The organism is Streptomyces sp. NPDC002144 (assembly GCF_053593695.1).
On the sequence record NZ_JBSFDB010000026.1, the window covers coordinates 1 to 13,009 of the forward strand.

The 13,009-nt window shown below is 70.7% G+C and carries 9 protein-coding genes; 4 read left to right on the top strand and 5 right to left on the bottom strand.

Annotated elements, in window-relative coordinates; genetic code table 11:
- Positions 1–56: 56 nt before the first annotated feature.
- Positions 57–1,334, bottom strand: a complete 1,278-nt coding sequence (locus ACWCQ1_RS32585) for an ABC transporter substrate-binding protein (RefSeq protein ID WP_133041988.1) — start codon at positions 1,332–1,334, stop codon at positions 57–59.
- Positions 1,335–1,399: 65 nt separating this feature from the next.
- Positions 1,400–2,416, bottom strand: coding sequence for a carbohydrate kinase family protein (locus ACWCQ1_RS32590; RefSeq protein ID WP_358596777.1), 1,017 nt, complete (start codon positions 2,414–2,416; stop codon positions 1,400–1,402).
- A 128-nt stretch (positions 2,417–2,544) separates the two neighbouring features.
- Between ACWCQ1_RS32590 and ACWCQ1_RS32595 the strand changes: the two genes are divergently transcribed.
- From ACWCQ1_RS32595 to ACWCQ1_RS32610, 4 genes are all read left to right on the top strand, one after another.
- Positions 2,545–3,309, top strand: a complete 765-nt coding sequence (locus tag ACWCQ1_RS32595; RefSeq protein ID WP_133042155.1) for a DeoR/GlpR family DNA-binding transcription regulator — start codon at positions 2,545–2,547, stop codon at positions 3,307–3,309.
- Entirely contained in the window at positions 3,306–4,643 is a 1,338-nt protein-coding gene (locus ACWCQ1_RS32600; protein WP_451028006.1) for a 6-phospho-beta-glucosidase, read from the top strand. The genes ACWCQ1_RS32595 and ACWCQ1_RS32600 overlap by 4 nt, the downstream gene beginning before the upstream one ends.
- A 61-nt stretch (positions 4,644–4,704) precedes the next feature.
- Entirely contained in the window at positions 4,705–7,749 is a 3,045-nt protein-coding gene (locus ACWCQ1_RS32605) for an alpha-mannosidase (RefSeq protein WP_451028007.1), read from the top strand.
- Between the two features lie 3 nt (positions 7,750–7,752).
- Entirely contained in the window at positions 7,753–9,003 is a 1,251-nt protein-coding gene (locus ACWCQ1_RS32610) for an alpha-L-fucosidase (RefSeq protein WP_358596784.1), read from the top strand.
- Positions 9,004–9,010: 7 nt separating this feature from the next.
- Here ACWCQ1_RS32610 and ACWCQ1_RS32615 read toward each other — a convergent pair whose 3' ends face one another.
- The 3 genes from ACWCQ1_RS32615 to ACWCQ1_RS32625 all read right to left on the bottom strand — a co-directional run bounded on the left by ACWCQ1_RS32615 (position 9,011) and on the right by ACWCQ1_RS32625 (position 12,768).
- Positions 9,011–9,700: a hypothetical protein gene (locus ACWCQ1_RS32615; protein ID WP_358596787.1), complete on the bottom strand. Its 690-nt coding sequence runs from the start codon at positions 9,698–9,700 to the stop codon at positions 9,011–9,013.
- A 113-nt stretch (positions 9,701–9,813) separates the two neighbouring features.
- Positions 9,814–11,502: a carbohydrate binding domain-containing protein gene (locus ACWCQ1_RS32620; RefSeq protein ID WP_133041994.1), complete on the bottom strand. Its 1,689-nt coding sequence runs from the start codon at positions 11,500–11,502 to the stop codon at positions 9,814–9,816.
- A 144-nt stretch (positions 11,503–11,646) separates the two neighbouring features.
- Positions 11,647–12,768, bottom strand: a complete 1,122-nt coding sequence (locus ACWCQ1_RS32625) for an ATP-grasp domain-containing protein (RefSeq protein ID WP_358596790.1) — start codon at positions 12,766–12,768, stop codon at positions 11,647–11,649.
- Between the last annotated feature and the right edge of the window lie 241 nt (positions 12,769–13,009).

A 13,009-nucleotide genomic window follows, 5' to 3' on the forward strand; every position in this document is an offset into this window, starting at 1 on the left:
GCCCGCCGCGGTGCTCCGGCACCGCGGCGGGACCGGTGACCGGAGGTGACGTCACCTCAGTTCACCCCCTGTCGCCGGGCGATCTGCTTGGCCTGGCTGACCGCGTCCTTCCAGGCGTCGTCGGGCTTCTTGCCCTTGGCCTCGATGTTGGTCAGCTCCGTCATGTAGGGGGCCATGACGGCGGCGTCGGCGGGCGCCTCATAGCTGTCCGGGATGGCCTTGGCGGCCGGGCCGAAGACCTCGATGATCTTCTGTCCGCCGAAGAAGGCGTCGGGACCGGTCATGGCCGGCATCGCATAGGCGGCCGGCGCGGCCGGGAAGATCGCGGCGTCGGTGAATCCGCGGGCGTCGTTGGCGGGGCTCAGGATCCAGCTGATGATCTTGAACGCCTCTTCGGGGTTGCGGCACTGCTTGGGCAGGGCCAGGTAGGAGCCGCCCTGGTTGGCCGGTCCGACCGGGTTGGCGCACACCCGCCACTTGCCCTTGGTCTGCGGGGCGGCCTGCTCGATGTCCAGCGCGTGCCAGGCCGCGCCGAGCTCGGTGAGCAGGTTCTTGCCGACGGCGGCGTTCCAGGTCTGGTCGTTGATCTTGGCGTCGATGCCCAGCGTGTAGGGGCGGACCGCCGTGGTCCACGCCGCGTGGATGTGGTCCTGGTCGCCGATGAAGTGGTTGTTCTTGTCGATGAACCGCTGGGTGCCCTGGCCGACCGCGATGTTGAACACGGAGCCGATGTTGTTGACCAGGTAGGTTCCGGGGTTCTTCTTCTGCAGCTCGGTGCCGAGCTGGAAGTAGTCGTCCCAGGTCTTGACCAGCGCGGCGACCTTGGCGGGGTCGGTGTCCACCCCGGCCTTGGCGAAGAGGTCCTCGCGGTAGAAGAGCGCGGTGGGGCCTATGTCGATCGGGAAGCCGATCTGCTTGCCGTCCTTGGTCTGGGCGAGCTTGGTCTTCCAGCCCAGGTACTGGGAGGAGAGCTTCTGGAAGCCCAGGTCGTTGAGGTCCAGGAAGCGGCTCGCGTTGGGCAGGAAGGACGCGATGTCCTCGCCCTTGATGCCGGTGATGTCCGGCACGGAGGTGCCCGCGGCGAGGGTGGTGGTGAGCTTCTGCTTGAAGTCGCCGCCGATGGACGCGGTGGTCAGCGTGACCGCCGAGGCGAAGTGGGTCTTCGCCTCCGCGACCACCTTGTCGCTGAGCGCGCCGCCCCAGTACCACAAGGTGAGGTTCTTGCCGTTCTTGGTGCCGCCCGAACCGGAGCTGCCGCCGCAGGCGACGGTCAGTCCGGACGCGGCCGCGGTCAGCGCGGCGGCCTGGAGGAAGCCTCTACGTGAAAGGTCCACGGGTCACTCCTGTTGTTCCTGTTCGTGGTGCTGAGGGGCGTTGGACTGTGGGGGCGTTGTGAGGGTCAGTGCTGCCGGGGCGGGGTGACCGGGGCGTGGTGCACCGGCGGCCCGACGTCCGCCGGCAGACGGTCCGTGAGGAAGCCGTACGTCTTGCGCAGGACGGGGTCGGTCAGCGAGCGCCACCAGCGGTCGACGCCGTACCAGCCGGGGGCCGCGAGGGCGCCGCCGTGGTGCTGGACGGACAGTCCGGCCGCGAGGACGGCGAACCGCAGCCGTTCCTCCAGCGGCCAGCCGCCGAGGGAGGCGGCGACGAAGCTCGCGCCGAAGACGTCTCCGGCGCCCGTCGCGTCCAGGACGTCGACGTGCAGGGCCGGGACCTCGGCGTACTCGCCGGTGGTCTGGTCGACGGCCACCGCGCCGTCCCCGCCGCGGGTGACGACCGCGACCGGCACCAGCTCGGAGAGCGTGCCGAGGGCCGCGACCGCGCTGTCGGTGCGGGTGTAGGCCATCGCCTCGGCCTCGTTCGGGACGAAGGCGTGGCACAGGGCCAGCTGGTCCAGCAGGTCCTTCGACCACTCCTGGGTGGGGTCCCACCCGACGTCGGCGAAGATCTGCGTGCCGTTCGCGGCGGCCTTGGCGAGCCACTCGCGGGGCTCGGCCTCGAGGTGCACGAGGGCGGTGCGCGCCTCGGGCGGGTCGCCCATCAGCACGTCCTGCGAGTACGGCGGCTCCTGGCCGTGGGTGACCAGGGCGCGGTCGTGACCGGCGGCCAGCGAGACGGTGACCGGGGTGGGCCAGCCGTCCGCGGTGCGGGAGAGCGAGAGGTCGATGTCCTCCTGGTCGCACAGCACGTCCCGGCAGTACTCGCCGTAGAAGTCGTCGCCGAAGACCGCGGCGAGGGAGGTGCGCAGACCGAAGCGGGACGCGGCCACCGCGAGGTTCGCGATGCCGCCGGGGCCGCAGCCCATGCCGGCCGTCCAGATCTCCTCACCCGGGGTCGGCGGCTTCCCGAGCCCGGTGAGGACGAGGTCGTAGAAGAGCAGCCCGGTCAGGAGCACGTCGGGCCTGTCGTCGTCCACGCGAAGAGCCTCTCGTCAAAACTCGTCAATTTCGATGACGGGAATCGTGCGCTGATCCGCGAGATTGGTCAATACCCGAGCAGAACTGAGCATGGATTTGATTGAAGATGACGAGTAGTGTTCACGCCGTGCTGGCAGAACGACGACACCAACTCATCCTGCGGGCCCTGCGCTCCGGCGGCCCCGCGTCCGTGACCGATCTCTCCGAGCAGCTGGGTGTGAGCCCCGCCACGATCAGGCGCGACCTGGTCAAGCTCGAGGAGGACGGCATGCTCACGCGTGTGCACGGCGGCGCCGTGGTGGAGGAGGGCGACCAGCCCTTCGCCGAGGTCGCCGAGGTGCGCGTGGCCGAGAAGGACGCCATAGCCGAGCGTGCCGCGGCCATGGTCGCCGACGGCCAGTCGGTGCTGCTGGACATCGGCACCACCGCCTTCCGGCTCGCCCGCCAGCTGCACGGCCGCCGCCTCACGGTGATCACCAGCAACCTGGTGGTCTACGAGGAGCTCGCCGACGACGAGGGCATCGAGCTGGTGCTGCTCGGTGGCATGCTCCGCCGCGAGTACCGCTCCCTGGTCGGTTTCCTCACCGAGGACAACCTGCGCCAGCTCCACGCCGACTGGCTCTTCCTCGGCACCAGTGGAGTGCGTCCGGGTGGGCAGGTGATGGATACGACGGTCGTCGAGGTGCCGGTGAAGCGGGCCATGATCAAGGCCAGCGACAAGGTCGTCCTGCTCGCCGACGCCGCCAAGTTCCCGGGTACGGGCATGGCGAAGGTCTGTGGTCCCGAGGACCTGGACGTGGTGGTCACGAACGCCCCGGCCGACCCGGCGACCCGCGCCTCCCTGGAGGAGGCGGGCGTCGAGGTGGTCGAGGCAGGAAAGGTGCAAGAGTGAAGCTGACGATTCTGGGCGGCGGCGGATTCCGCGTGCCGCTCGTGTACGGCGCCCTCCTGGGCGACCGCGGCGAGGGCAGGGTCACCGAGGTCGTGCTGCACGACCTGGACGCCGGCCGGCTGTCCGCCGTGACCCGGGTCCTCGCCGAGCAGGCCGCCCGGGTCGAGGACGCCCCCGCGGTGACCGCCACGACCGACCTCGACGAGGCCCTGCGCGGCGCCGACTTCGTGTTCTCGGCGATCCGGGTCGGCGGCCTGGAGGGACGGGCGGACGACGAGCGGGTGGCCCTCGCCGAGGGCGTCCTCGGCCAGGAGACGGTCGGCGCGGGCGGCATCGCCTACGGCCTCAGGACCGTCCCGGTCGCCGTGGACATCGCCCGTCGGGTGGCCCGGCTCGCCCCGGACGCCTGGGTCATCAACTTCACCAACCCGGCCGGTCTGGTCACCGAGGCCATGTCCCGCCACCTCGGCGACCGCGTCATCGGCATCTGCGACTCGCCGGTCGGCCTCGGCCGCCGTATCGCCCGGGTGCTGGGCGCCGACCCGGGGGAGGCGTGGATCGACTACGTCGGCCTCAACCACCTCGGCTGGGTGCGCGGCCTGCACATCTCGGGCCGCGACGAGCTGCCCCGGCTGCTCGCCGACCCCGACCTGCTCGGCTCCTTCGAGGAGGGCAAGCTCTTCGGCACCGACTGGCTGCAGTCCCTCGGCGCGATCCCGAACGAGTACCTGCACTACTACTACTTCAACCGCGAGGCCGTCCGCGCCTACCAGCAGGCCGAGAAGACCCGCGGCGCCTTCCTGCGCGACCAGCAGGCCCACTTCTACGAGGAGATGCGCGACCCCGGGGCCCAGGCCCTCGCCGCCTGGGACCGCACCCGGGCCGAGCGCGAGGCGACGTACATGGCCGAGAACCGGGAGACCGCGGGCGCCGGCGAGCGCGAGCCCGACGACCTCTCCGGCGGTTACGAGAAGGTCGCCCTCGCCCTGATGCGGGCCATCGCCCGCGACGAGCGCACCACCCTGATCCTCAACGTCCGCAACCGCACCACGCTCTCCGTCCTCGACACCGACGCCGTCATCGAGGTGCCCTGCCTGGTCGACGCCAACGGCGCGCACCCGGTCTCCGTGGCCCCGCTGCCCGACCACGCCACCGGGCTGGTCTGCGCGGTCAAGGCCGTCGAGCGCGAGGTGCTCGCCGCCGCCGAGTCCGGCTCCCGGACGACGGCCGTCAAGGCATTCGCCCTCCATCCCCTGGTCGACTCCGTCAACGTGGCGCGACGATTGGTCGAGGGCTACACGGCCGTTCACCCCGGCCTGGCCTACCTCAAGTAAGCTCCCGCGCGGAAAGCGCTTTCTCCTCGCTTTCTCCCCGCCTTCCCCCTGGAGACCTTCCATGCACGACGAACGCCGCCGGATCGAAGAGCGCGCCGAGCGCCTCCACACCCAGCGCATCCAGCCCGCGGTCTACGCGGCCACCGTCCCCTTCGAGGTGGAGGCCTGGCAGGCCCCCGGGGAGCCGGTCTCCTTCGAGGAGGCCGCGGCCGCGCCGTACGCCCCCTTCGCCATGGACACCCCCTGGGGTCCGCCGTGGGGCACCACCTGGTTCCGGATGCGCGGGCAGGTGCCCGCCGAGTTCGCCGGCCGGCGCGTCGAGGCCGTCATCGACCTCGGCTTCGTCGGCGACTGGCCCGGCAACCAGGCCGAGGCCCTCGTCCACCTCACCGACGGCACCCCGCTGAAGGCGGTCAACCCGCTCAACCAGTACGTCCCGATCGCCAACCCGGCCTCGGGCGGCGAGGAGATCCACTACCTGGTCGAGGCCGCCTCCAACCCGGACATCCTTGCGGGCAACTTCGCCGAGCCGACCCCGCTGGGCGACGTCCTCACCGCCGGCGACAAGCCCCTGTACACCTTCAAGCGGGCCGACATCGCCGTCCTGGACGAGGAGGTCTGGCACCTCGACCTGGACCTGCAGGTGCTGCGCGAGCTGATGGCGGAGCTCGGCGAGCACGACCCGCGCCGGCACGAGATCCTGCACGCCCTGGACCGCGCGCTGGACCTGCTGGACCTGGACGACGTCTCCGGCTCGGCCACCGCCGTGCGCGAGGCGCTGAAGCCGGTGCTGGCCAAGCCCGCCAACGCCAGCGCCCACATCGTCTCCGGCGTCGGCCACGCGCACATCGACTCCGCGTGGCTGTGGCCCATCCGAGAGACCAAGCGCAAGACCTCCCGCACCTTCTCCAACGTCACCTCGCTGGCCGACGAGTACGAGGAGTTCGTCTTCGCCTGCTCCCAGGCCCAGCAGTACGAGTGGGTGCGCGACAACTACCCGAAGGTCTGGGCCCGCATCCAGGAGTCCGTGAAGAAGGGCCAGTGGGCGCCGGTCGGCGGCATGTGGGTCGAGTCCGACGGCAACCTGCCCGGCGGCGAGGCCATCGCCCGCCAGCTGGTCCACGGCAAGCGGTTCTTCATCGAGCACTTCGGCGTCGAGACCAAGGGCGTCTGGCTGCCCGACTCCTTCGGCTACAACGCGGCCTACCCGCAGCTCGCCAAGCTCGCCGGCAACGAGTGGTTCCTCACCCAGAAGATCTCCTGGAACCAGACCAACACCTTCCCCCACCACACCTTCTGGTGGGAGGGCATCGACGGCACCCGCATCTTCACCCACTTCCCGCCCGTCGACACCTACAACGCCCGCTTCAGCGGCGAGGAGATGTCCCGCGCGGTCCGCAACTACGCCGAGAAGGGCAACGCCACCCGTTCCCTCGCCCCCTTCGGCTGGGGCGACGGCGGTGGCGGCCCCACCCGCGAGATCATGGAACGCGCGCGCAGGCTGGCCGACCTGGAGGGCTCGCCCAAGGTCGTCGTCGAGCACCCGGACGAGTTCTTCGCCAAGGCCCGCGAGGAGTACCCGGACGCCCCCGTGTGGGTGGGCGAGCTCTACCTGGAGCTGCACCGCGCCACCTACACCTCCCAGGCCCGCACCAAGCAGGGCAACCGCCGCAGCGAACACAAGCTGCGCGAGGCCGAGTTGTGGGCGACGACGGCCGCGCTGCACGCGCCGGGCTACACCTACCCGTACGAGAAGCTGGACCGGCTGTGGAAGACGGTGCTGCTGCACCAGTTCCACGACATCCTGCCGGGCTCCTCGATCGCCTGGGTGCACCGCGAGGCGGAGGCCGAATACGCGCGCGTCGCCGAGGAGCTGGAGGCGCTGACCGCCGAGGCGGTGGCCGCGCTGGGCGCCGGCGGCACCCGGGTGTTCAACACCAGCCCCTTCGACCGCGCCGAGGTCATCCGCACGGCGACGGGCTTCCCGACGTTCGTCGAGGTACCGGCAGGCGGCAGCGCGCCGGTCGCGGCGGCCGAACCCCCGGCCCCCGTCACGGTGAACGGCCGCGTGCTCGACAACGGCCTGGTGCGCGTCGAGCTCGCCGAGGACGGCACCCTCGCCTCGGTCCGCGATCTGCGCGCCGGGGGCCGCGAGGTCCTCGCCGAGGCGGGCAACCTGCTCCGCCTGCACACCGACCTGCCCAACTACTGGGACGCCTGGGACGTCGACAAGCACTACAAGAACCGCTACACGGACCTGCTCGACGCCGACTCGGTGGAGATCGCCGACGAGGACCCGCTGCTCGGCTCGATCCGCGTCACCCGCTCCTTCGGCAAGGGCTCGACGATCGTCCAGACGATCACGCTGCGCGCCGGCAGTGCCCGCATCGACTTCGAGACGGACATCGACTGGCACGAGGCGGAGAAGTTCCTGAAGGCAGGCTTCCCGGTCGACATCCGCGCCCCGCACTCCTCCGCGGAGATCCAGTTCGGCCACATCCAGCGGCCCACGCACACCAACACCAGCTGGGAGGCGGCCCGTTTCGAGGTCTCCGGCCACCGCTGGGTGCACGTCGGCGAACCCGGCTACGGCGTCGCGGTCATCAACGACTCCACCTACGGCCACGACGTCTCCCGCACGGTCCGCGAGGACGGCGGTACGACCACCACGGTCCGCCTCAGCCTGGTCCGCGCCCCGCGCATCCCGGACCCGGGTGCCGACCAGGGCCGCCACCGCCTCACCTACTCCCTGCTGCCCGGCGCGAGCATCGACGACGCGGTGGCCGAGGGCTACGCCCTCAACCTCCCGCTGCGCGTGGCCGATTCGGCGGGCGAGCCGGAGCCGGTCGTCTCCGTGGCCGGCGAGGGCGTCACCGTCGAGGCGGTCAAGCTGGCCGACGACGAGTCCGGTGACGTGGTGGTACGGCTCTACGAGTCCCGCGGCGGCCGGGCGAGCGGCGTCCTGCGCACCGGCTTCCCGCTGACCGGCGCCCAGGTGACCGACCTGCTGGAGCGGCCCCTGGAGGACACGGAGGTCGTGGACGGCGGCGTCCCCGTGTCCCTGCGCCCCTTCCAGATCCTGACGCTCCGGCTGCGCAGGGGCTGAGCGATGGCCATGCAGCCGTGGTTCACCGACGCCAAGTTGGGGATCTTCGTGCACTGGGGCATCTATGCCGTCGACGGCGTCCAGGAGTCCTGGTCGTTCTACGACGACATCGTGCCGCACGAGCAGTACATGTCCCAGCTTCAGCGGTTCACCGGCGCGCACTACGACCCGAGGGCGTGGGCGGACCTGTTCGCCCGCGCCGGGGCCAGGTACGCGGTTCTGACGAGCCGTCACCACGACGGTGTGGCGCTGTGGGACACCGCGTACGGGGACCTCAACCTCGGCAAGGACTACATCGGCCCCTACGCGGAGGCCCTGCGCGAGAAGGGCCTCAAGGTCGGCCTCTACTACTCCCACTCCGACTGGAACCATCCCGACTACGCCTCCACGCGCAAGCCGGGCCGCCCGCCGGAGCTGGAGGACAACCGCTACTCCGAAGTGGCGGCCGAGGACGAGGACCTGGCGGCGTGGGAGAGGTTCATCGCCTACCGCGACGGCCAGATCACGGAGATCGCCTCCCGCTTCCGCCCCGACCTGATGTGGTTCGACGGCGAGTGGGACCGCAGCGAGGAGCAGTGGCGCATCCCCGAACTGGCAGCGCTCATCAGGTCGTACGTCCCGCACGTCGTCTTCAACGCCCGCATGCTCAGCGAGGGCGACTACGCGACGCCGGAACAGGGCGCCCCGATCGTGCCGCCGGACGGCCCCTGGGAGCTGTGCCTGACGATCAACGACTCGTGGGGGTACCAGCACCAGGACCACAACCACAAGTCGCTCGCCCAGCTGATCCGCTACTTCACCGAGACGATCGGCGGGGGCGGCAACCTGCTGCTCGACGTCGGCCCGATGGAGGACGGAACCATCCCGCAGCCGCAGGTCGAGCGGCTGGAGGGCCTGGGGGAGTGGATCCGCCGGCACGCGGAGGCGGTGTACGGGACGGTGCGCGGGCTGCCCGCCGGGCACCACTACGGCCCGAGCACCCTCTCCGCCGACCGCCGCACCCTCTATCTCACCCTGTTCGACGCCCCGCGGGCGGAGATCGGCGTCCGGGGCCTGGCGACGGGGGTCCGCCGGGTGACCGTCCTGGGCACCGGCACCGAACTCGGCCACCGGGTCGTGGGCGGACTGCACGAGGCGGTCGGCGTGCTGTGGATCGACCCGCCGGGGGAGGCGGACCTCGACCCCTGCGCCACGGTGCTGGCCGTGGAGTTGGAGGGGGAGCTGGAGCTGTACCGGGGGTCGGGCCGCTTCTGACGACCGCTCACAGATAGCCGTCCCGGCTCTCGTCACGCTGCTTCCGGGCTTCCCGCCGACCTCGCACGAGTTCGGCCAGGGGAGCCCGGAGCGCGTAGATCCCCGCCAGGGCGCCGGCGATGCCCGCTGCCGTGAACAGCCAGTCCCGCATCGAGGCGAAGCGGTGCGACCAGGTGTCGCGCACGGTCAGACGCACGTCGATCGGCGGGTTGAGCGTCTCCAGGGCGCGGTCCGTGTCGCTCTGGTACGTGATGACGGTGAGGCCGAGTTCGTAGTCGCCCGGCTCGTCGGCGGACACGCTCCACTGCCACACCGCGGATTCTCCCGGCTCGACGACGGGCTGCCTCGCCTCGGACAGCAGGACCGCCCGCACCTTCTGGCTGTACGGCGTCAGCCGGGCGCCCTGCATCCCGCCCACCCGGAAGACCCGCGTCTGAACGGCGGTCCGCACGACGCCCCGTGACTTCTCGCCGCGCGCGGTCAGGACGACGTCGTACCGCAGGCTGCCACCCACGGGCACCGAGACGGAGGGGGCGTAGGAGAGGGAGCCGTCGAGGAGGTGTTTGCGGTCGTTGACGATCGAGGCCCGTAAGTCGGCCTGGCTCAGGTCCGGCCCCAGGTCCTTCTCGTCGCCGGGCACCCCGCAGGCGGCCAGAAGGAGCAGCAGACACCCACAGGCAGCGATGCTTCTTCTCACCCCTGAGCAGCCCCCGAATCCGCCGTCACCCCGGACCACGGGAAAACCCCCGCGGCGGGGAAGGATTCTTCCCGCCGCGGGGGCCCGGGCGCCAGCCCTGCTTCCAGCCGTCGTCAGCCGGTGAAACCGGCCGTGATCGAGGTGAACTGCCAGGTGTTCTGGCTGATTCCGGAGCAGTTGCTCACCACGCCGCCGCCCGGGCACGGCCGGTCGCGGTTGACCGCCCAGAACGCGAGCCGGGCGATGTGGTGGGAGTTGGCCCAGTCCTTGATCTGGGTCCAGATCGCCGGAGTGGTGTTCTCCTGCTGGTCGGACAGCCCGTTCATGCCGGAGATGCCGATGTGCGCGTAGGCGGTGGCGTCGTCCCAGCCGAAGGTCGACTTCAGCTTGGCCTTCAGCCCCTCGGCCGCGTTCACCGTGTTGCCGTACATGTCCGAGCCGCCGCCGAAGTCGAACGGCATGATCGTGAAGACGTCGATGTTGGCGCCGAGCGACTGGGCCTGCTCGATGAGCCGGTTGCCGTAGTACGTCGGCCCGGTGGTGGACGTGCCGAAGGTGACGATCGTCCTGAGGCCGGGGTTGTTGGCCTTGACGGTCTTCAGCGCGGTCAGGATCCTCGCCTGCACAGCCTCGTTCTCGAACTCGTCGGTGTTCTCGATGTCCATGTCGACGGCCTTCAGACCGTAGGCGTCGATCACCTTCTGGATGGCACCGGCGAGGGCGCTCGCGGAGGAGCAGTTGGCGCCGAGCTTGCTGCCCTGCCAGCCGCCGAACGAGGGCACGATGTCACCGCCCGCGGACCGGACCGCGTTGATCGCGCTCTGGTCGGCGCCCCCGGTCAGCGGCCGGCTGCCGTCCCAGGCCGGGGTGCAGCCGCCGGAGTCCAGCACGAAGGCCATCGTGAACCACTTGATGCCGGTCGCGCTCATCACCGTGCTCGGGCTCGGCGGATCCCCCCAGCCCTCGTACAGGTAGGGCGCGGCCTGCTTGAACCCGCCTCCGCCGCCGGTCCCGGCGTCCGTCGTGACACTCACGGAGTTGGAGGCCCCCGAGACGTTCCCGGCCGCGTCCCGCGCCTTCACGGTGAAGGTGTAGGAGGTGCTGGGCGAGAGCCCGCTGACGGTCGCGGAGGTACCGGAGACGCTGAGCACGTTGTTCGAGCCGCTGTAGACGTCGTACGCAGTGACGCCCACGTTGTCACTCGAGGCGTTCCACTTCAGCGACACGCTCGAGGAGGTCTTGCCGGTGGAGGTCAGGCCCGTCGGCGCGGAGGGCGCCTGGGTGTCCGAGCCGCCACCACCGCCCCCGGGTCCGTCGAGGCTGATGTCGTCGGCGTAGTAGGTCCCTTGCGCGTACCAGCCGTGGACGTAGATCGTCGCGCTGGTCTGCGAGGCGCCGGTCGTGAAGGAGACGGACAGCTGGCTGTACGCCGACGGCGAGGTGGTCCACGTCGAGGCCCCGCCGTTCACGCCGAGGTAGACGTAGGAGCCGCGCACCCAGCCGCTGAGACTGTACGTCGTGTTGGGCTGGACCGAGACCGTCTGGCTGCACTGCGCGTTGTCGCTCGCCGACACCGCGCCCTGCAGGGCCTTGGACCCGCCGTGCACGGGGGAGGAGACGACCGAGCCGAGGTTGCCGGTGCAGGTCCAGGGGGACAGACCGCCCGACTCGAAGCCGGGGTTGGTCAGGATGTTGGCCGCTTGGGCCGTGCCGGGAAGGGCGATGGCTCCGGCGAGCGCGAGAGCCGCGGAACCGACCAGTGCGAGGAGCCGACGCCGGGAACGTCTGAGTGTGTTGCGCACGCGATCTCCCTGAAGGAATGGGGGTGTTCGGGAGTGCAGAGAGCGGTACAGAGAGAACTGCAGGGGGGTGCGCAACAAAGTTGGTATGGACCAATCCTCTTGTCAAGGCGAACGACAGAATTGGTCCATACCTGTGGGCGGGGCTCAGCTCAGGACGGAAGCCGCGGCCTGAACCGGCTCGACGGGCGCGGGCAACGCCGGCAGCAGGGTCTCCGTCTCCTCCATCCGCTGCTGGGGAATCGACACCGGCCGCAGCGGCCGCGGCCCGGAGACCACCGTGTAGTCCTGCCCGAGGAACGGCGGCGCCATCTCCCCGGGGTCCTCACCGAGCGCCAACTGCACAGCCGCCCAAGGGGCGTTGACCCCGCACAGCGACAGCTGGTGCAGGCCGCCGGCCGGCCGCGTGTTCACGTCCATCAGGACCGGGCGGTCGCCGAACATCCGGAACTGGATGTTGGACAGATAGTGCAGCCCGAATTCCTCGGCGATCCGCCGCGCCGGCTCCAGCCACTGCTCGTGCAGCGTGAAGCCGCGCCGACGGCCGTTCTTCGTCCGCCCCACGGCCAGCCGCACCCGGTTGTCGGGCCCGGTGAGGCAGTCCACCGAGACCTCCGGCTGCTCCAGCCGCGGCATCACGATCCAGTCGACCGGCTCCTCGGCCTGCTCCAGCGCCCCCACCACCAGATCGAGCGGCACATAGGGGCTCGGGAACCCGTTGAGGTGCGCCATCGAGAAGGGCGCCCGGGTGACGACCCGGAAGCCCACCCCGCCCGCGCCGGACGCGGGCTTGAAGCACGCCTTGTGCCCGGCGGCCTCCAACTCCTCCACAGCGGCGAGGAGTTCGTCCGCCGTCCGCACCCGCCACCAGGACGGCACCGGCACCCCGATCGCCTGCACGGCCTCGTAGGCGGTCACCTTGTCCTCGAACACCGCGACGGCCTCGGGCGGCGGCGCGAGCAGGGCCGTACCCACGGCCTCGAAGTCGGCGCGGTGCGCCACGATCGCGGACTGGTGCAGACGCGGCACGAAGACGTCGATGTTCCGCCTGGCGCACTGGTCGAGGGCGAACTCCACGTACGCGGCCGGGGACAGCCCCTCCGGCTCCAGGTCAGCGGTGTCGGCGGCGGCCAGCACCGGCGAGTCGGCGTCACCGTGGGTCGCGTGGATCTCGACCGCCCGATCACTCGGATTTCGCCGCAGCTGATCCATGAAGAACACGTTCTCCGCGTACGTGCGGTTGAGCCAGACGCGTACGCGAGAGACCATGCAGGGCCGTCCTTTCACGGTTCGCGGGCACGGCTGAGCAGCCCGTGCCCGGGCAGGGGAGTTGGAGGGTCACCAAACGCCCCTGTGAAGGGAGTCCGTGGCGTTGGTGTTGGGGCGATCATACGGCCTTCCCGGGGCCCCGCGTGCAACGTACGTGTTACGGATTCGCCGGACCCGTGGACGGACCGGTGCCGCCTTGTCCACGCGCCGTGAATGTGCTCTGGTGGGACTCCCGGGCGTG